Here is an 18,557-nt window from a genome sequence, read left to right as displayed (position 1 = left end):
ATGACGGACGACCTGCGGTCCGACGAGGTCCGGTCGGAGCGGCTGACACGCCTGAGTCAGCCGCCCCGCAACCGGCCTGAGCTGCTGCGCAAGACGCTGTGGATCGGTGTCTGGCTGGTCTTCCTCAGCTCGCCGGTCCACGACCTCGCCTCCGGCAACCACACCACCGGCGGCACCGTGGCCGGCTGGCTGGGCCTCGCGGCCTTCGTCGGGGTCTATCTCACGCTGGTCTTCCGCAACATGGGCCGGCCGTTCTCCGGGACGTACGTCAGCATCCTCATCGTCCTTCTCGCCGCGCTCGCCGCCCTGCTCTGCTTCACACTCGGCTCGGCCTGGATCGGCCTCTTCGTCTACGTCTCCGTCGCCTGCGGGGCGGCCCTGCCGCTTCGCATGGCCTACTGGGCGATCCCGGCGACGACCGCCGAGATGCTGCTCGTCGGACTGCACATCGGCGAGAAGCACGCGTGGAACATGATCCTCCTGGTACTGCTCATCGGGTTCGCGATGACAGGCGTCGGCCAGCTGGTGCGCACGACGATCGAGTTGCGCAAGGCCCGGGCCACCGTCGCCCAGCTCGCGGCCAACGAGGAGCGGCTGCGTCTGGCCCGCGATCTGCACGACCTGCTCGGGCACTCGCTGTCGCTGATCACCCTGAAGAGCGAGCTCGCCGGCCGTATGCTCCCCGACCACCCCGACAAGGCGGCCCAGCAGGTCGCCGACATCGAACAGGTCAGCCGCCAGGCCCTCGTCGATGTGCGCGAGGCGGTCGCGGGCTACCGGCGTCCGCGCCTGGCCGCCGAACTCGCGGGAGCGCAGGTCGCCTTGACGGCAGCCGCGGTCACCGCAGACGTACCCGCGGAGCCCGACCTCTCCGGTGTCGCCCAGGACAGCGAGTCCGCCCTCGCTTGGGCGCTGCGCGAGGCGGTCACCAACGTCGTGCGGCACAGCGGCGCGGCGCGCTGCACGGTGGAGGTGCTCAGGCGGCAGACCCTGGACGGGCAGGTACTGGAGCTCTCCGTGGACGACGACGGCTCCGGCGGCTCGGGCAAGGGCCCGGGCAACGGCCTGACCGGTCTGACCGAGCGGCTGGAGAAGGCCGGCGGGACGCTGGAGGCGGGCCGTGTGAAGCACGGCTTCCGGCTGGTCGCGCGCGTGCCCGTGGGCGGTGCCAGGCCGTAGGATCCGGGGCATGAGCCGCACGATCAAGGTCCTGCTCGCCGAGGACCAGTCGATGGTCCGGGAGGCGCTGGCCGCCCTGCTGGGTCTGGAGGAGGACATCGAGGTCGTCGCCCAGGTCGCCCGCGGCGACGAGGTGCTGGCGGCGGCGCGCGCCCACGACGTGGACGTGGCGCTCCTGGACATCGAGATGCCCGGTGCGACCGGGATCGAGGCGGCGGCCGGGCTCCAGCGGGAGCTTCCGGCCCTCAAGGTGGTCGTCCTCACCACCTTCGGGCGTCCCGGCTATCTGCGCTCGGCGATGGAGGCGGGCGCCGACGCCTTCCTGGTGAAGGACGCGCCCGCGGCCCAACTCGCCGAGGCGGTGCGGAAGGTGCTCGCCGGCGAGCGCGTCATCGACCCCACGCTGGCCGCGGCCGCCCTGGCCGACGGCGCCAACCCGCTGACCGACCGCGAACGCGACGTCCTGCGCGCGGCGGCGGACGGCTCCACCAACGCGGAGCTGGCCGCGGCCCTGCACCTGTCCCAGGGCACGGTCCGCAACTATCTCTCCACGGCCATCCAGAAACTGGCGGTGCGCAACAGGGCGGAGGCCGTCCGGATCGCACGGGAGAAGGGCTGGCTGTAGCCGCCTGGCCCGGTGCGATCCCGACGGGGCAGAGGCCTCAGTTCAGCCTTGCCCGGGCCGCCCGGGCCTGCCCCCGTACCTGATCGGCCGCCGTTTCGTCGACGGCGGACACCAGGTCCGCGTAGGCGTCGAGCTCCACAGCCCCCTGCACGAAGTCTCCCCGCTGGACCAGCAGCTGCGCGCGCTCGTAGCGCAGCCGGGCCGGATGCGCGGGGAGCAGCAACGACAACTCGACCGCCCACAGGGCCACATCGGACCGCTCGGGCCGGGCGGCGGCCCACGCGCGGATGTTGTTCAGCACCCGCAGCACGACGTCCAGCGAATCCGCCGGCGCCAGCATCGACCGGTCGAGCGGCGCTCCCGTGGCCCCGGCGACCAGCATCTCGGCGTCGCTGCCGGTCAGCACCCGCCCCCCGTCGAAGGGGTCGGCCAGCACCTGGTCCTCCTGCGACCCGAACCCGACGACGAAGTGCCCGGGCAGCGCGACCCCGTACACCGGCGCACCGGCCCGCCGGGCCACCTCGATCCACACCACCGAGAGCAGGATCGGCAGCCCCTGCCGCCGCCGCAGCACCTCGTGCAGCAGCGAGGACTGCAGCCGCTCGTAGTCGGCGAGCGTGCCGTGGAAGCCGTAGCGCGCCCCGAGGAGGTCGGCGAGCGCGACGGCCCAGGAACGGGGGCCGCCCGGCCCGAACGGGAGCTGTCCGGCCAGCCGGTCCAGCTCCATCTGCGCGGCGTCCATCCCCGCCTCGTCCAGCGTTCCGTCCGCGGCGGCTCCCACGAGCAGGCAGAGGGTCGTGAGATCGGGCTGCGCGCAGCGGGCCTCCTCGCCGAACCGCCGACGCACCTCGGCGGCCCGTTCCGGCTCCGGGGGATAGGGGGAATGCATGACGGCCTCGAAACCTCTCACCCCACCGGGCCGGACCGCGCGACCGCCGGGCCGCCCGCGTCCGGACCGCGGGAGCCCTCCGGCTCCCGGTAGTGGTGATAAGCATGATGCGCCCCGAAGCCGAGTCGTGCGTACAGGGCCCGGGCGCCCGCGTTGTCCCTCTCCACCTGGAGCCACGCCGCCGAGGCGCCCTCGTCGAGGGCCTGCCGGGCCAGCGCGGCCATCACGGCGGTGGCCAGTCCCCGGCGACGCAGGTCCGGGTCGACCTCCACCGCCCCGAAGCCGGCCCACCGGCCGTCCACCACACACCGCCCGATCGCCGCCGGAGGCGCACCCTCCGGCCCCGGTACCGTCGCGAACCAGACCGAGGGCCCGCTGCCCAGCACTTTCAGGGCCACCTCGCCGAGACCCTTGCGCTGATAGCGGGCGAGCCACGTCTCGTCGGCCGTGCGCGAGAGCTCCACCCCTGGGGCCTCACGGTCCGACACGGGCGCCAGGGCACCGGTCCACAGCTCCGCGGTCACCTCCCGCGTCCACCCCCGGGCCTCCAGTTCCGCGCACAGCAGCTCCTGGGTGCCCTCCGCCCCCGTCGCCGTCTGCAGGTACGCGGGCAGGCCGCGGGCCGCGTACCAGCTCCGCACGGCCGTCAGGGCCTCGTCCAGCGGCAGCCCGGGGTCACCGAGCGGCAGCACGGAATTGGCCCGGCGCGTGAATCCGGCGGCGGCGCGCAGCTCCCAGTCACCGAGGCGCTCCCGTTCGACCGGCTGCCAGGCCCGGGCGGAGATCCGCGCGAGCTCCTCGTACGACGTCGCCGGGCCCGTACGGCGGACCCGTGCCGGGGGCACCACCTTGCCCGCGACCAGGGAGGACTCCGTGATCCGGACGGTCTTTCCGTCGCGTTGCGTGATCAGCAGCACACCCTTGTCCCATGATGTGAGAACTCCGACCGTGTCGGTGAACTTCTCACCCTCGGTGGCATGTTCGCTCCACCGCCGTACGGAGACGCGTTTCCCCACGTCAGCAGTGGTGATACGGACCACGAGCCGTCCGCCCGCAGAGATTTCCACAGGTCAGTTCACCCCTCCTGTTCGGATCATGCCCAGGAACGGAGATACTAGGTGCGGGCATCGACGACGCCGCGCTCCCGCGCGCCAGGCGGCGGAGCCTGAGGAGGCCCGCCAGCGCCCTACCGAGGAGGAACGACAGCGTGACCTACGTCATCGCAGAGCCTTGTGTCGACGTCAAGGACAAGGCGTGCATCGAGGAGTGCCCGGTCGACTGCATCTACGAGGGCCAGCGGTCCTTGTACATCCACCCGGACGAATGCGTCGACTGTGGAGCCTGCGAGCCGGTGTGCCCGGTCGAGGCGATCTTCTACGAGGATGACACGCCCGAGGAGTGGAAGGACTACTACAAGGCGAACGTCGAGTTCTTCGACGAGCTCGGCTCGCCCGGTGGCGCCAGCAAGCTGGGGCTGATCGAGCGCGATCACCCCTTCATCGCGGCGCTGCCCCCGATGAACCAGTAAGCGGCCCGCACAACCGGCTTCAGCGGCCCGGAAGCCGATGAGCCGGTGCCGTCTCGGTCCCGTACGGCGCCCGCGCCGCACGGGACCGTGGCGTTTGGCGCCCGTACGCTCGTAGGAGGCGCCCGTCGTACCCAGAAAGTGAGCCCGATCCCCGTGTCCGCAGTATCCGACCGCCTTCCGGTCTTCCCCTGGGACAAGCTCGAGCCGTACAAGAAGACGGCCGCCGCGCACCCGGGCGGAATCGTCGACCTGTCCGTCGGCACCCCGGTCGACCCGGTCCCCGAGCTGATCCAGAAAGCGCTTGTCGCGGCGGCGGACTCCCCGGGCTATCCGACGGTCTGGGGGACGCCCGAGCTGCGGGACGCGATCACGGGCTGGCTGGAGCGCCGCCTCGGCGCCCGTGACGTCACCCACCGCCATGTCCTGCCCATCGTCGGCTCCAAGGAGCTCGTGGCCTGGCTCCCGACCCAGCTCGGCCTCGGCCCCGGCGACACGGTCGCCTACCCGCGCCTGGCCTACCCGACCTACGAGGTCGGCGCGCGCCTGGCCCGCGCGGACCACGTGGCCTACGACGACCCGACCGAGCTGGACCCCGCGAACGTGAAGCTGCTCTGGCTCAACTCGCCGTCGAACCCGACGGGCAGGGTGCTGGCCAAGGAGGAGCTCACCCGGATCGTGGCCTGGGCGCGTGAGCACGGCGTCCTGGTCTTCTCCGACGAGTGCTACCTCGAGCTGGGCTGGGAGGCCGACCCGGTCTCGGTCCTGCACCCGGACGTCTGCCAGGGGTCGTACGAGGGCATCGTCGCGGTCCATTCCCTGTCCAAGCGGTCGAACCTGGCGGGCTACCGGGCGGCGTTCCTCGCGGGCGACCCGGCGGTGCTGGGCCCCCTCCTGGAGATCCGCAAGCACGGCGGCATGATGACCTCGGCGCCGACCCAGGCGGCGGTCGTGGCCGCGCTGGGCGACGACACGCATGTCCGCGAGCAGCGTGAGCGCTACGCGGCCCGCCGCACGGTCCTGCGGGACGCCCTCCTGAAGCACGGCTTCCGCATCGAGCACAGCGAGGCGAGCCTGTATCTGTGGGCGACCCGCGACGAGTCCTGCTGGGACACGGTCGCCCACCTCGCCGACCTGGGGATCCTGGTCGCCCCGGGGGACTTCTACGGCCCCGCGGGCGAGACGTTCGTACGGGTGGCCCTCACGGCGACGGACGAGCGCGTCGCGGCAGCGGTGGAGCGGCTCTAAGGCCCCGATACGAACAGGAGGGGCCCAGGGTGGCTCCCTGTACCCCTCCGTCGTAGCGCTGTGCCACTCAGCCACCCAGCGGCAGACCCTGCACCGGCAGCTGCCGGCCCGGCAGTCCGGTCTTGGCGGCACCGCCGAGCAGACCGCCGGCCTGCCCTGCCGCGTCCCCGGCCGCCTTCTGCGCCATCGGCGCCGCGGTTCCGACGAGCCTGCCGCCGGCGTTGTTCGCGGCCGGGACGGCCTGCTTGACCGCCTTGCCGCCGGCCTGGACCGCCTGGCCACCGGCGTCACCCGCCAGCCCGGAGACCTTCTGGGTCGCGCTGTCGACGGTGGTGCCGACCTGTGCGTTGTCCAGGGCGGTCAGCCCGGCGAGGTTCGGAGTGGCCGGCAGATCGGTCGTCGTCGCGCTGGCGGAGCCGGCCGCACCGACCACGGGCGCCGCTCCCGCTGCGATCAGCAGCGCGGCACGGGCGATCCGGCGGGTCAGGGGGAGGGACATGGTGCTCCTTAGACGGGAGAGAACGGTGAAGTGCCCGGCTCTGTCCGGCAGTTGATCATTCCGGGCTCGGACGCAGTGATTACCGCTCGAAGCCCGCGAAGGTTGCGGTGCGCCCAGGTAAAGAGTTGGCAATGCGTCGCATTATCGGCTGGGGATGAAATCGGGCAAACGGCATCCGGCCGGAAAGCCCCCCGAATCCCTGCAGCCCTTTGTTCTCAAGGATTTCGGGGTCTGCAGGGGGATGCGGGAAAAAGGCGGCGCGCCTCGTCGACGAGGCGCGCCGCGCACAACTCGGAGGGGTGAGAACCCGTACTGCTGCCCGATCTACTCGCCGGTGACGATACGGACTTCGGCGGCCGCCGCCTTGGCGTCCGACCCACCCGCCGTACGCCACTCGTTCGCGAAGCCCCCGCGCGACCACTCACGGCCGTCGAAGGAGACGCGGGCGATGTGCAGCGCCGACGAGTTCGCCACGGCCCAGTGCGCCAGCTCCCAGCCGCGCTGGCGGACGGTGCCCGAGGCGGTGGACTTCCGGGGCACCGGGACCGTCACCGCGTTGCCGGCCGTCTTCGCGGTCACGGTGGGGGAGGCCGAGGGCCGGTGGGCGCCCACCTCCGCACCGGCCGTCTGGAGCACGTCCCGCCCGAAGTCCCTTACCAGCGCGGCCCGTACCGCGTCCGGGCCACCGGCCGCCGTCGGCGCCGGGCGCCCCTGGCAGGTGAGCGTGGCGGGCGACCTGCCGGTGAGCGCGTCGGCGAGCAGCCTGGCGTCCGGCTCGTGCTTCGCGTACGCCTCCGGATAGCCGCTGCGCTGCACACGCTGCGCGGCGACGGTCAGCGGCAGCTCCTTGTAGTCGGGCACCTTGGCCAGGTGCTGGTAGAAGACGCCCGCCGCGTACGTCGGGTCCATGATCTGGTCCCGGCTGCCCCAGCCCTGTGACGGGCGCTGCTGGAACAGGCCGAGCGAGTCCCGGTCGCCGTGCTCGATGTTGCGCAGGCCCGACTCCTGGAGCGCGGTCGCGAGCGCGATGGTCACCGCCCGCTCGGGCAGGCCGCGAGCGGTGCCGACGGCGGAGATCGTCGCCGCGTTGACCGCCTGCTCGGGGGTGAAGTCGTACGACGTCCCGTCGGTCTCGCCCGAGACGACCGTGCATCTGGGCGCGGCGGAGCCGGTGAGGTACTGGACGACGAGATAGCCCGCGACGGCGAGCAGGGCCACGAATGCCGCCCCGAAACGGAGAAGGCGGCCGCGACGCTTGAGGTTGGGGGACGGCTCTGGCACGCGTACAAGGTACTGGAGGCGTCTCGGGACGCCGCCCGAGGTTGTGGACAACTCGTGGGGCAGCGGGCGCGGTCCGGCGCGCTAGGGTCGACATCATGGCCGATACCCCTCTTGACCTCACGCTGGACGCCGCGCGGCTGACCGCGCAGCTCGTCGACTTCCCCTCCGAGAGCGGCGCTGAGAAGCCCCTCGCGGACGCGATCGAAAGCGCACTGCGCGCCCTGCCGCACCTGGCGGTCGAGCGGTACGGCAACAACGTCGTGGCGCGGACGGGCCTGGGGCGGCCGGAGCGCGTCATCCTGGCGGGACACATCGACACGGTCCCGATCGCGGACAACGTGCCCTCCCGCCTGGACGCGGACGGTGTGCTGTGGGGGTGCGGCACCTGCGACATGAAGTCGGGCGTCGCCGTTCAGCTCCGTATCGCGGCGACGGTCCCGGTGCCCAACCGCGACCTCACGTTCGTCTTCTACGACAACGAAGAGGTCGACGCCCACCTGAACGGTCTGGGGCATGTGGCCAAGGCCCAGCCCGACTGGCTGGAGGGCGACTTCGCGGTGCTGCTGGAGCCCTCCGACGGCCAGGTCGAGGGCGGCTGCCAGGGCACGCTGCGGGTGCTGCTGAAGACGAGGGGCGAGCGGGCGCACTCGGCGCGCAGCTGGATGGGCGCGAACGCGATCCACGCGACGGCCCCGATCCTGGCCCGCCTGGCCGCGTACGAGCCGCGGTACCCGGTGATCGACGGCCTGGAGTACCGGGAGGGCCTGAACGCGGTCGGCGTCTCGGGCGGGGTGGCGGGGAACGTGATCCCCGACGAGTGCGTGGTCACGGTCAACTTCCGTTACGCCCCGGACCGCACCGAGGAGGAGGCGGTCGCCCACGTCCGCGAGGTCTTCGCGGACTGCGGGATCGACGAGTTCGTCGTGGTCGACCACAGCGGCGGGGCGCTTCCCGGCCTCTCGCACCCGGCCGCCGCGGCGTTCATCGAAGCCGTGGGCGGCACCCCGCAGCCCAAGTACGGCTGGACGGACGTCTCCCGTTTCAGCGCGCTCGGCGTCCCGGCCGTCAACTACGGTCCGGGCAACCCGCACCTGGCGCACAAGCGGGACGAGCGCGTGGAGACGGCGAAGATCCTCGCCGGCGAGGAGCGCCTGCGGGCCTGGCTGACGTCCTGACCTGCTGCGAATGTGGGGACCGCGGCCCATGGCGGACATGCACACGTCCCCCGTCCTTAACCAGCGTGGATCTACGCTGGGGAGGAACCACCCCCGAGCGGAGGGAGCGCACATGCCTACTGGCAACCCCGAGGGGAAGAAGGTGCCGCCGGACGAGCAGCGGCTCGGTCCGGTGCTGCGCCGGCGGGACCAGGTGAAGACGAGCACCACGGACCAGCGGCTGTTGGACGAGCGCGCTCCCACCGACTGGGTGCACACCGACCCCTGGCGGGTCCTCCGGATCCAGTCGGAGTTCGTCGAGGGCTTCGGCACCCTGGCCGAACTCCCGCCCGCGATCAGCGTGTTCGGCTCGGCCCGGACACCGGTGGACTCGGCCGAGTACGAGGCCGGAGTCCGGCTCGGGCGGGGACTGGTGCGGGCGGGCTGGGCGGTGATCACCGGCGGTGGCCCGGGTGCGATGGAGGCGGCGAACAAGGGCGCCTGCGAGGCGAAGGGCGTCTCGGTCGGCCTCGGCATCGAGCTGCCCTTCGAGCAGGGGCTGAACCCGTACGTCGACATCGGACTGAACTTCCGCTACTTCTTCGTGCGCAAGATGATGTTCGTGAAGTACGCGCAGGGGTTCGTGGTGCTGCCGGGCGGCCTCGGCACGCTGGACGAGTTCTTCGAGGCCCTGACCCTGGTCCAGACCCAGAAGGTGACCCGCTTCCCGATCGTCCTCTACGGCAAGGCGTACTGGGGCGGTCTGGTGGACTGGCTGACGAACACCCTGGTGGCCCAGGGCAAGGCCTCGCAGAAGGACCTGCTCCTGTTCCACCTGACGGACGACGTGGACGAGGCCGTCGAGCTGGTCTCCAAGGAGGCCGGCCGCTAGGTCCCGGTGGACGCCGGGGCCGGGGGGAGCCCCGCGACGGGTGGGCCGGCGGGACCAGGCCCCCGGCACCCGGCGGGGCTACGCCAGACCGCGGCGGGCGACCGCCGGCCGGCGATGGCCCGCGATCGACGCCACCATGTCCAGGACCTCGCGCGTCTCCGCCACCTCGTGCACCCGGTACACCTGCGCTCCCAGCCACGCCGACACGGCCGTCGTCGCCAGGGTCCCCAGCACCCGTTCCTTCACCGGCTTGTCCAGCGTCTCGCCCACGAAGTCCTTGTTGGACAGCGACACCAGTACCGGCCATCCCGTCGCGACCATCTCGTCCAGCCGCCGCGTCGCCTCCAGGCTGTGCCGCGTGTTCTTCCCGAAGTCATGGCCCGGGTCGATCAGGACCGACTCGCGCGGTACGCCGAGCGCCACCGCCCGCTCCGCCAGCCCCAGGGTCACCTTCAGGATGTCCGCCATCACGTCGTCGTACGTCACCCGGTGCGGACGGGTCCGCGGCTGCGCACCTCCGGCGTGGGTGCACACCAGCCCCACCCGGTACCGTGCCGCGACCTCCGCGAGCCGTGGATCGACCCCGCCCCACGCGTCGTTCAGCAGATCCGCGCCCGCCTCGCACACCGCCTCGCCGACCTCGTGGCGCCAGGTGTCCACGCTGATCACCACATCCGGGAAGCGCCGCCGTACCTCGGCGACGAAACCGACCGTCCGCCGCGCCTCCTCCTCGGCCGTGACCTCTTCTCCCGGTCCGGCCTTGACCCCGCCGATGTCGACGATCGCGGCGCCCTGGGCGACCGCCTGCTCCACGCGCGCCAGGGCGGGCTCGTCGTGGAACGTGGCCCCCTGGTCGTAGAAGGAGTCGGGGGTCCGGTTCACGATCGCCATGATCACCGGCTCGTGTGCGCCGAATTCCCGCCTGCCCAGCCTGAGCATCTCCTGTGACCTCTCCCAGTACGTCCCGTTCCTCGGCCGCCTGCGACCTTAACCGTCAGCCTGGCATGGCACGATCTGACCGAGACACAATCGACATCGGCACTTCGCGCCGGCGCACCGCGCGCCGGCACCGAGCGTGGGGACCTCACTGATGCTCATGTTCCTGTTCCTGGTCGTCGCGCTCGCCGTCGTGGTGGCCGCGGTGACACTGGCCGTGGTGGGCGGCGGCGAGAGCGCACCCCTGCCGGAGGCGGCGCCCGAGCGGCTTGAGGACCCGCTGCCGCCGGACCGCCCGGTCGGCCACGCGGACGTGGAGGCCCTGCGTTTTCCGCTCGCCCTGCGCGGTTACCGCATGGCGGACGTGGACGACGCGCTCGGCCGCCTCGGCGCCGAGATCGCCGAACGGGACGCCCGCATCGCCGACCTGGAGTCCGCGCTCGCCGGTGCCCGCGCGTCCAGAGCCGCCACCGAGGAGCGGGGCGAGGGGGACCACCGATGAGCGGCGCCGCCGTGGCCGGGCCGGACGGTGTGCTGCGCTGCCCGTGGGCCCTGTCCGCCGAGGACTACGTGGCGTACCACGACGAGGAGTGGGGCCGCCCGGTCCACGGGGACGACGCGCTGTACGAGCGGCTGTGCCTCGAGGCCTTCCAGTCCGGTCTGTCGTGGATCACGATCCTGCGCCGCCGCGAAGGTTTCCGGTCCGCCTTCGCCGACTTCCGGATCGCCAAGGTGGCCGCCTTCACGGAGGCCGACCAGGAGCGTCTGCTCGCCGACTCCGGCATCATCCGCAATCGCGCCAAGATCGAGGCGACGCTCGCCAACGCGCGCGTGCTGGCCGACTGGGCGCCGGGCGAGCTGGACGAAATGATCTGGTCGTACGCGCCCGACGGGGCCTCGCGCCCGGCGCCGATGTCCCTCGGCGACGTGCCCGCCGTCACCACCGAGTCGACGGCCCTGTCCAAGGCCCTCAAGAAGCGCGGCATACGGTTCGTCGGCCCGACGACGGCGTACGCGCTGATGCAGGCGTGCGGGCTGGTGGACGACCACCTGGCCGACTGCGCCGCCCGGAGCAGCTGACCCGGGCGGCGCGAACCCGCCTCAGTGGCCCACGTACTTCGGCTTCTCCTTGTTGACGAACGCCTGCACCGCGATGCCGTGGTCGTGTGAGGCACCCGCGCGGCCCTGCAGTTCGTCCTCCTTCTCGAGAGCCTCGTCGAGGGAGTGGGAGAGCCCGTAGGCGATGGACTCCTTCAGCGCGGCGTACGCCAGCGTCGGGCCCTCGGCCAGCGACCGGGCCACCTTCTCCGCCTCCGCACGCAGCTCGGAGGCGGGGACCAGGCGGTTCGCGATCCCCCACTCGTAGGCCTGCTGGGCGCTGATGCTCCGCGGGAAGAGGAGCAGGTCGGCGGCGCGGGAAGGACCGACGACGCGCGGCAGCGTCCAGGAGGTCCCGGAGTCGGCGGTGAGCGCCACCCCGGCGAACGACGTGTTGAAGGCCGCCGTGTCCGCGACGATCCGGTAGTCCGCGGCGAGCGCGAATCCGAAGCCGGCTCCGGCGGCGACCCCGTTCACTCCGGCGACCACCGGCTTCGGCGCTCCGGTCAACGCCCGGACGATGGGGTTGTAGTGCTCCCGCACGGTGCTCATCACCGCGGTGCCGGAGCCCGCGTCCTGGGCCTGGAGCAGGCCGATGTGCTCCTTGAGGTCCTGGCCCACGCAGAACGCCCGGTCCCCGGCGGCGGTCAGCAGGATCGCCCGTACGGCCTCGTCGGCCGCCGCCTCTTGAGCCGCGTCCCGCAGGGCGGCCTTGGTCGCGATGTTCAGCGCGTTCATCGCCTCCGGACGGTTCAGCGTGATCGTCGCGAGTCCGTCGCTCACCTCGTAGAGCACGGTGTCGGCCATGGTGGTCCCCTCTGAAGTCACGGCTCGGTCGTACCGGTCGGTACGTCCTGCGTCGAAGACAGCATGGCGGAGATCACCGCCGGGGAAACGAGGCGCACGTGTGACCTGCGTCAAAGAATTGCCCGCCAGGTCCGGACGGCGGGTGTCCGTGCAAGAGCGCAGTATCACAGTCACATCGCCGAATTGAGTGGTTTTGCTCGCGCGTGTTGCCCAAGCGATGCCGACTCATGTTGGTCATCGGGTCCTGAGATGCGGGATAATGGCTTGGAAGCAATGTGTTCGATGCCGGTGTCGCGTGTCCCGTGATGGACCGTGTGCCCTTCAAGGGCCGTCGGCTGACGTGAGCTGGTTTCAGGAAGGGGAACGAGCATGGCGGCCATGAAGCCGCGGACGGGCGACGGCCCGCTCGAGGTGACCAAGGAGGGGCGGGGCATCGTCATGCGCGTTCCGCTCGAAGGCGGCGGTCGGCTCGTCGTCGAGCTGACCCCTGACGAGGCCGACGCGCTTGGCGACGCCCTCAAGAAGGTCGTCGGCTGACGCGCAAGCGACCCCGGTTCTCGGTAGCCCCGGCATCGTACGCGGTGCCGGGGCCGCTGTTTTGCAGGGGTGGGGCATCGCGTTGCCACGGGCCGGAACGCCTGCCCCGGGGGGAGCGGAGTGCTCACCCTTTTGCGGTGCGCGGCCTCAGCGCTTGACCCCGCACAGCAGCCCGTCGCCCACCGGAAGCAGCGAGGGCATCAGGTCCGGGCTCTCGCGCACCGCCCGCAGCAGTTCCCGCAGGCGCAGCACCTCGGTGGGCTGCGGCCCGGAGTCCACCGTGCGGCCGTTGGCGAAGACACCCTCGAAGACGACCAGCCCGCCGGGGCGCAGCAGGCGCAACGATTCAGCGAGGTAGTCGAGGACCTCGAGCCGGTCGCCGTCGCAGAAGACGAGGTCGTAGCCCGCGTCCGCGAGCCGGGGCAGCACGTCCAGGGCCCGGCCGGGGATGAACCGGGCGCGGTTGCTCGCGAAGCCGCAGGCCCTGAAGGCCTGCCGGGCGAACTGCTGGTGCTCCGGTTCAGGGTCCACGGTGGTCAGCACCCCGTCCGGCCGCATGCCATGCAGCAGATGGATCCCGGAGACGCCGCATCCGGTCCCGATCTCCGCCACCGCCTTGGCGTCCACGGTGGCGGCGAGCATCCGCAGCGCGGCGCCCGCGCCGGGAGACACCGAGCGCAACCCCGCTTCACGGGCTCGGTCGCGGGCCCAGTGCAGTGCGTCGTCCTCGGCGACATAGGCGTCGGCGAACGCCCAGCTCGTCTGCCGGTTGCCGGTAATGACCCTCTCCTGTCCCCGTGATTGCCTCGGCGTGACTGTATCCGTTGGCCCCGGGAACCCGCAGATGGGACCGGGCGTTTAGGAGAGTGGAAAGAGAAGCGGGGATCGACGGGGGGAACGGATGGACCCGGACGCCGAGCAAGTGATGACGCAGCCACATCACCTCACATCAAATTCACGTAAAACCGCTTATCCGGAGCTAACGGGCGGGGTGGCTATGGTAGGGGCTCCACTGGACACCACCAGAGCCGACAGGGGAGGTGCGGCTGCGCCTGTGGATCGGGGAGGAGTGCTACGGCGCCTTCTCAGGTCGTCCGGCGAGCCGAAATCCGTGACCGAGATCGCTGACACCCACCACGCTGCCGACACCGCGCAGACCGCGACGTTCGCCACCGACGCGGACGCGCAGGCGTGGGCTCCGCCCAGCTGGGAGGAGATCGTCAGCACTCACAGCGGCCGGGTCTACCGGTTGGCGTACCGCCTGACCGGAAACCAGCACGACGCCGAGGACCTGACCCAGGAAGTCTTCGTCCGGGTCTTCCGTTCCCTGTCGACGTACACCCCCGGCACCTTCGAGGGCTGGCTGCACCGCATCACCACGAACCTCTTCCTGGACATGGTCCGCCGCAAGCAGCGCATTCGTTTCGACGCGCTGGGCGAGGACGCGGCCGAGCGCCTCGCCAGCCGCGAGCCGACCCCGCAGCAGGTCCTTCACGACGCCCACTTCGACGCGGACGTCCAGCAGGCCCTGGACACGCTCGCGCCCGAGTTCCGCGCGGCCGTCGTCCTGTGCGACATCGAAGGACTGTCGTACGAGGAGATCGCCGCCACCCTGGGCGTCAAGCTCGGCACGGTCCGGTCCCGGATCCACCGCGGCCGCTCGCAGCTGCGCAAGGCCCTGGCGCACCGCTCGCCCGAGGCCCGCGCCGAGCGCCGGTCCTTTGTGGCCCGCGTGCCCGCGTTGGGGGGAGGGGGCGCGACCGCGTGAGTGGAACCCGTCGTCCCACACCGGCAGAGCAGCATCTGGGAGACCGTCTCTCCGCCCTCGTGGACGGAGAGCTCGGTCATGACACGCGTGAGCGCGTACTGGCCCATCTGGCCACATGCCCTAAATGCAAGGCCGAGGCCGACGCACAGCGCCGGCTGAAGAACGTCTTCGCGGAGGCGGCCCCGCCGCCGCCCTCCGAGAGCTTCCTGGCACGGCTCCAGGGCCTGCCCGCGGGAGGCGACTCCGACGGCAACGGCACACCGCTGGGCGGGGGCGGCTTCGGCGCGGGGCTCCCGTCGTCCACCGGACTGCCCTCCGGCCCCGGTGTGTTCGGAGTGCCCGGAGAATCCTTCCGGTATGTGCCCGCCGGGCCGCACGCCACCGCCCTGGCGCCCTCCGAGGACCCGGCCCTTTCCGAGGACCGCGGCTTCCGGATCCATCACGTGGGCCGCCCGGACGCCGAGCGGCCGGCCTCGCGCGGGCTGCGCTTCGCGTTCGCCGCGGCGGGTGCCGTGTCGCTGGCCGCGATCGCGCTCGGCGGGGTGTCGACGGGTGCCGCCACCGACGCGAGCGTCGATGCCCGCGGTGGTTCGGGTGCCGGGAGCAATGTGACCCCGACGCGCTCGCCCGGTACGGGCGGGACCACGGGGCCCGAGGCCCAGCGCCGGCGTTCCGTCGGACCGCTGCTCGGTCAGCGAGCGCTCAACCTGGTACCTCGTGCGTCCACCCAGGCCACGGCCCCGCTGCTGCCCGGAATCGCCGCTCCAGGCGTCCAGGACACCTCGGAGATGCGTGCCCTGACCGCTCCGGTGCTCGCCGGAGCCGCCGCGATGTCTCCGCTCATACGCCCGCTCACCGACACCGCGCCGGTCACGCTGACCTCCTGGTCGGCCGCGGCCTCGGGGATCACGGCTCCCGGAGCGTCGACCGCGCCGGTGCCGGCCGCGTCTGCCACCGCATCTCCCACACCCTCTTCACACACCGCCCGCTGAACCGCCGTCTGCGCGACGGCCGGGGAACCTGGTTGAATCCAGGGCAGGCCGCGCACGCGGAGCTTTCCGGGGCGCGGAGTCGACCATCCAGTGGCGACCGTGTGGGGGGAGCATGAACGAGGGCAGGGCGGTCCCTCCGGGGGAATCCGAGGCGCGGACGTCCGGGGTACGCGACGGTGCCGGGGTGGGCGCGGACCTGGACGCGTACGGACGCGAACCGTCCGACGCGGTGCCCGCTGAGACGTCCGCCCGCCCGCAGGACCCGGCTGCCGACGGCGAGACGCCGGATGGTGCCGCGAGCGGCGGTCGCGAGCCGATCGACGTCCCCGAGGCGCGCCCGCGAGGCATGGCCAACGCCGAGGGGGACTTCGAGCTGGCACGCCCTGCCGCGGCACGACCCGCCACCGGGACGCCGTCCGCGCCCACCGCGACCGGGTCCGCTGTGCCGCCTGCCGAGCCCGGTTCCGCGGTGTCCGGAGGTGGCGCCACTGGGGCTTCGGCGGAAGAGGCCGGGGCTCCGGTGGCCCGCCCGCTCCCGGACCTCGCAGACCGCCCCAGGCCCCTGCACGACCCTGACCCCTACGGCACCCCGCCCTACGGCGAACCGGGCCCTTGGGCCCCCGCCCCGCCGGTCCAGCACCCGATGGCGGCGCCCGCGCATGGCACGGCGCCCGCGCATGGCACGGCGCCCGCACACGACGCGGCCTCCCGGCACGGCACGGCGTCCCCGCGGATCCCGGCACAGGCCGGTCCGATGCCACCGGCGCCCGTGCCCCATTCGGGTGCGGCCCCTGCCGCGCCCGGGGCCGTCCTGCCGGGTGCGCCGATGCCTGCCCCAGTCGTGCCTCATGCAGGGGCGGCCGCTGCCGTGGCCGGGGTCGCACCGCCGGGCGCACCGATGCCTGCGCCAGCCGCCCCTGCCGTACCCGAGGCCGTGCTGCCCCCGGGTGCGCCGATGCCTGCGCCAGCCGTGCCCCATGCAGAGGCGGTCCCTGCCGCACCCGGGGCTGTCCTGCCGGTCGCACTGATGCCTGCCCCAGTCGTGCCCCACGTAGAGATGGCCCCCGCCGCACAGGGGGCCGCACCCCCGGGCGCACCGATGCCTGCGCCAGCCGTGTCCCATGCAGAGGCGGTCCCTGCCGCACCCGGTGCCGTGCCGCCCCCGGGTGCGCCGATGCCCGCACCGGCCGCATCCCACGCAGAGGCGGCCGCGGCCACGCCCCCGCTGGTGTCCGGTGCCGCGGGGCCGTCGGCTCCTGTGCCTGCGCCGTACACGACGGCCCCCTGGCAGAACTACGATCCCTGGGCTCCCCGGGCCCCCTTCCAGCAGAACGGCGCCCACCCGGCCGGCCCGGAGCAGAAGCGCGCCCGTGCCCGGAAGACCCTGGTGCTCGGGGCCGTGCTGCTGGCGCTCGTGGCCGGCGGTGCCGGGGGAGTCATCGGTGCGGCGCTGGAGCGCGACGGCGGAGTCGGGGACGTCCGGCTGCCGCAGGCCGGGAAGGAGCCCCAGGGCCGCGCCCCGGACACCGTCGCCGGGATCGCCGCCCGGGCGCTGCCCAGCGTCGTGACCCTGCATGTGAAGGGAGCGGACGCCGCGGGCACCGGCACCGGCTTCGTCCTCGACGGGCGCGGGCACATCCTCACCAACAACCACGTGGTCGAACCGGCCGGTTCCCGCGGCGAGATAAGCGTGACGTTCAACGGAGGCGAGACGGCCGCCGCCACCGTCGTCGGCCGGGACACGGGGTACGACCTCGCCATCGTCAAGGTGAACGATGTGCACGGCCTCAGGCCCATGCCCCTCGGCAACTCCGACAACGTCGAGGTCGGCGACCCGGTCGTCGCCATCGGAGCGCCCTTCGACCTGGCCGGCACCGTCACGTCCGGGATCATCAGCGCCAAGGAACGCCCCATCACCGCCGGCGGCGAGAAGGGCGACGGCAGCGATGTGTCGTACGTCGACGCCCTGCAGACAGACGCCCCGATCAACCCCGGCAACTCCGGCGGCCCCCTCCTCGACGTCAAGGGCCGCGTCGTCGGCATCAACTCCGCCATCAGGTCGGCCGACAGCAGCTCGGACGGGGACGGCCAGGCGGGCTCCATAGGTCTCGGCTTCGCGATCCCCGTCAACCAGGCCAAGCGCGTCGCCGAAGAGCTCATCAACACCGGCAAGGCCACGCACCCGGTCATCGGCGTCACGCTCGACATGGGCTATGCCGGGGACGGCGCCCGCGTCGGCACCAAGAGCGCGGGCGGCGGTCCAGCGGTCACCGCGGGCGGCCCCGGGGAGAAGGCGGGCATCAAGTCCGGTGACGTCATCACCGAAGTCGACGGCGTACGGGTGCACTCCGGTGAGGAACTCATCGTCAGGACGCGCGCCCACCGTCCGGGCGACCGGCTCGAGCTCACCGTCGTCCGGGACGGCAGCCGGCGGAAGCTCACGCTCCGCCTCGGTTCGGCGGACGGCAACTGACACGAACCCCACCGGTATGGGTCCGAAACCCGTACCACAAGGCAAACAACCCGGAAAACCCGACGTGTACACGTGGCGGGGAGGCCGGTCCAGTACCGGTCCGACGGAAACGCCGGGTACGGTGGATCCGGCCCGGACCACGGAAGACCGCACAGACCACCGAAGGCCGAGGACCGAGGACATCGCAAGGAGCTTCGTGTGTTCAATGACATAGGACCGCTCGAGCTGGTCACGATCGTTGTCCTCGCCGTGCTCGTCTTCGGTCCGGACAAGCTCCCGAAAATGATCCAGGACGTCACCCGCACCATCCGCAAGATCCGGGAGTTCTCGGAGAGCGCCAAGCAGGACATCAGAAGCGAACTGGGCCCGGAGTTCAAGGACTTCGAGTTCGAGGACCTCAACCCCAAGACGTTCATCCGCAAGCAGCTGGACAACGACGACCTGGGGCTCAAGGAGATCCGCAACGGCTTCGACCTGAAGAAGGAAATGGCCGAGATCACGGACTCGGTGCACGGCCGCGAGACCGAGTCCCCGTCCTCGTCCTCTCCTTCCGGCCCCGTCGACATGACGAAGAGGCCCGAGAAGACCGAACCCGGCGAGCGTCCGCCCTTCGACGCGGACGCGACCTGAGCCGTCCGCGTACGCAGGCCCTGC

Annotated in this window: 20 protein-coding genes; 13 read left to right on the top strand and 7 right to left on the bottom strand. The window is 72.2% G+C overall.

Annotated features, from left to right (window positions below):
- Both ABZ904_RS28605 and ABZ904_RS28600 read left to right on the top strand, forming a co-directional pair.
- Positions 1–1,179: a histidine kinase gene (locus ABZ904_RS28605; protein ID WP_359396771.1), complete on the top strand. Its 1,179-nt coding sequence runs from the start codon at positions 1–3 to the stop codon at positions 1,177–1,179.
- A gap of 10 nt (positions 1,180–1,189) precedes the next feature.
- The gene (locus ABZ904_RS28600; protein ID WP_359396688.1) at positions 1,190–1,804 is read left to right on the top strand and encodes a response regulator transcription factor; all 615 of its coding nucleotides are present in this window, start codon (positions 1,190–1,192) and stop codon (positions 1,802–1,804) included.
- A 37-nt stretch (positions 1,805–1,841) separates the two neighbouring features.
- Here the strand turns inward: ABZ904_RS28600 and ABZ904_RS28595 are convergent, their stop codons facing one another.
- Both ABZ904_RS28595 and ABZ904_RS28590 read right to left on the bottom strand, forming a co-directional pair.
- Positions 1,842–2,693, bottom strand: a complete 852-nt coding sequence (locus tag ABZ904_RS28595; protein WP_360998710.1) for a transglutaminase-like domain-containing protein — start codon at positions 2,691–2,693, stop codon at positions 1,842–1,844.
- A 17-nt stretch (positions 2,694–2,710) separates the two neighbouring features.
- The gene (locus ABZ904_RS28590) at positions 2,711–3,760 is read right to left on the bottom strand and encodes a GNAT family N-acetyltransferase (protein ID WP_359396683.1); all 1,050 of its coding nucleotides are present in this window, start codon (positions 3,758–3,760) and stop codon (positions 2,711–2,713) included.
- A 140-nt stretch (positions 3,761–3,900) separates the two neighbouring features.
- Between ABZ904_RS28590 and fdxA the strand changes: the two genes are divergently transcribed.
- Together fdxA and ABZ904_RS28580 are read left to right on the top strand one after the other, a co-directional pair.
- A complete protein-coding gene (fdxA, locus tag ABZ904_RS28585) occupies positions 3,901–4,221 on the top strand; it encodes a ferredoxin (protein WP_043443616.1) in 321 nt (106 codons plus the stop codon).
- Between the two features lie 153 nt (positions 4,222–4,374).
- Positions 4,375–5,466, top strand: coding sequence for a bifunctional succinyldiaminopimelate transaminase/glutamate-prephenate aminotransferase (locus ABZ904_RS28580; RefSeq protein WP_359396681.1), 1,092 nt, complete (start codon positions 4,375–4,377; stop codon positions 5,464–5,466).
- Positions 5,467–5,533: 67 nt separating this feature from the next.
- On the opposite strand, the gene ABZ904_RS28575 is transcribed toward ABZ904_RS28580, so the two are convergent.
- Together ABZ904_RS28575 and ABZ904_RS28570 are read right to left on the bottom strand one after the other, a co-directional pair.
- Complete coding sequence (locus ABZ904_RS28575; protein ID WP_359396679.1) at positions 5,534–5,965, bottom strand: ATP-binding protein; 432 nt, start codon at positions 5,963–5,965, stop codon at positions 5,534–5,536.
- Between the two features lie 324 nt (positions 5,966–6,289).
- Positions 6,290–7,246 (bottom strand): heavy metal transporter, encoded by a 957-nt coding sequence (locus ABZ904_RS28570; RefSeq protein ID WP_359396677.1) that lies wholly within the window; start codon positions 7,244–7,246, stop codon positions 6,290–6,292.
- 95 nt (positions 7,247–7,341) lie between these two features.
- Here ABZ904_RS28570 and dapE point away from each other — a divergent pair, with 95 nt between their 5' ends.
- Together dapE and ABZ904_RS28560 are read left to right on the top strand one after the other, a co-directional pair.
- Positions 7,342–8,421, top strand: coding sequence for a succinyl-diaminopimelate desuccinylase (dapE, locus tag ABZ904_RS28565; protein WP_361826243.1), 1,080 nt, complete (start codon positions 7,342–7,344; stop codon positions 8,419–8,421).
- Between the two features lie 112 nt (positions 8,422–8,533).
- Positions 8,534–9,292 (top strand): TIGR00730 family Rossman fold protein, encoded by a 759-nt coding sequence (locus tag ABZ904_RS28560; RefSeq protein WP_359396673.1) that lies wholly within the window; start codon positions 8,534–8,536, stop codon positions 9,290–9,292.
- Positions 9,293–9,370: 78 nt separating this feature from the next.
- Here ABZ904_RS28560 and folP read toward each other — a convergent pair whose 3' ends face one another.
- The gene (gene folP, locus ABZ904_RS28555; protein WP_359396671.1) at positions 9,371–10,231 is read right to left on the bottom strand and encodes a dihydropteroate synthase; all 861 of its coding nucleotides are present in this window, start codon (positions 10,229–10,231) and stop codon (positions 9,371–9,373) included.
- Positions 10,232–10,382: 151 nt separating this feature from the next.
- On the opposite strand from folP, the gene ABZ904_RS28550 reads away from it, so the two are divergent.
- Together ABZ904_RS28550 and ABZ904_RS28545 are read left to right on the top strand one after the other, a co-directional pair.
- Positions 10,383–10,730 (top strand): DivIVA domain-containing protein, encoded by a 348-nt coding sequence (locus ABZ904_RS28550; protein ID WP_359396668.1) that lies wholly within the window; start codon positions 10,383–10,385, stop codon positions 10,728–10,730.
- Positions 10,727–11,308, top strand: a complete 582-nt coding sequence (locus ABZ904_RS28545; RefSeq protein WP_359396666.1) for a DNA-3-methyladenine glycosylase I — start codon at positions 10,727–10,729, stop codon at positions 11,306–11,308. The genes ABZ904_RS28550 and ABZ904_RS28545 overlap by 4 nt, the downstream gene beginning before the upstream one ends.
- A gap of 21 nt (positions 11,309–11,329) precedes the next feature.
- Here ABZ904_RS28545 and ABZ904_RS28540 read toward each other — a convergent pair whose 3' ends face one another.
- The gene (locus ABZ904_RS28540; RefSeq protein WP_359396663.1) at positions 11,330–12,133 is read right to left on the bottom strand and encodes an enoyl-CoA hydratase-related protein; all 804 of its coding nucleotides are present in this window, start codon (positions 12,131–12,133) and stop codon (positions 11,330–11,332) included.
- A 369-nt stretch (positions 12,134–12,502) separates the two neighbouring features.
- On the opposite strand from ABZ904_RS28540, the gene ABZ904_RS28535 reads away from it, so the two are divergent.
- Entirely contained in the window at positions 12,503–12,670 is a 168-nt protein-coding gene (locus ABZ904_RS28535; protein WP_003966491.1) for a DUF3117 domain-containing protein, read from the top strand.
- Positions 12,671–12,817: 147 nt separating this feature from the next.
- Here the strand turns inward: ABZ904_RS28535 and ABZ904_RS28530 are convergent, their stop codons facing one another.
- The gene (locus tag ABZ904_RS28530; RefSeq protein WP_359396768.1) at positions 12,818–13,516 is read right to left on the bottom strand and encodes an O-methyltransferase; all 699 of its coding nucleotides are present in this window, start codon (positions 13,514–13,516) and stop codon (positions 12,818–12,820) included.
- Positions 13,517–13,667: 151 nt separating this feature from the next.
- Between ABZ904_RS28530 and sigE the strand changes: the two genes are divergently transcribed.
- From sigE to ABZ904_RS28510, 4 genes are all read left to right on the top strand, one after another.
- Positions 13,668–14,438 (top strand): RNA polymerase sigma factor SigE, encoded by a 771-nt coding sequence (gene sigE / locus ABZ904_RS28525; RefSeq protein ID WP_359396765.1) that lies wholly within the window; start codon positions 13,668–13,670, stop codon positions 14,436–14,438.
- Positions 14,435–15,430: a zf-HC2 domain-containing protein gene (locus tag ABZ904_RS28520; protein ID WP_359396661.1), complete on the top strand. Its 996-nt coding sequence runs from the start codon at positions 14,435–14,437 to the stop codon at positions 15,428–15,430. The genes sigE and ABZ904_RS28520 overlap by 4 nt, the downstream gene beginning before the upstream one ends.
- Before the next feature lie 643 nt (positions 15,431–16,073).
- The gene (locus ABZ904_RS28515; RefSeq protein WP_361826289.1) at positions 16,074–17,903 is read left to right on the top strand and encodes a trypsin-like peptidase domain-containing protein; all 1,830 of its coding nucleotides are present in this window, start codon (positions 16,074–16,076) and stop codon (positions 17,901–17,903) included.
- Between the two features lie 198 nt (positions 17,904–18,101).
- On the top strand, positions 18,102–18,533 hold the full coding sequence (locus ABZ904_RS28510) for a sec-independent translocase (protein ID WP_359396659.1): 432 nt from the start codon (positions 18,102–18,104) through the stop codon (positions 18,531–18,533).
- Positions 18,534–18,557: the final 24 nt, after the last annotated feature.

Origin of the sequence: Streptomyces sp. NPDC046900, assembly GCF_040644975.1 — a bacterium.
Taxonomy (GTDB): Bacteria; Actinomycetota; Actinomycetes; order Streptomycetales; family Streptomycetaceae; genus Streptomyces.
Note: the sequence above shows the minus strand (reverse complement) of the source record. Positions and strands in the feature narration are given on the sequence as shown.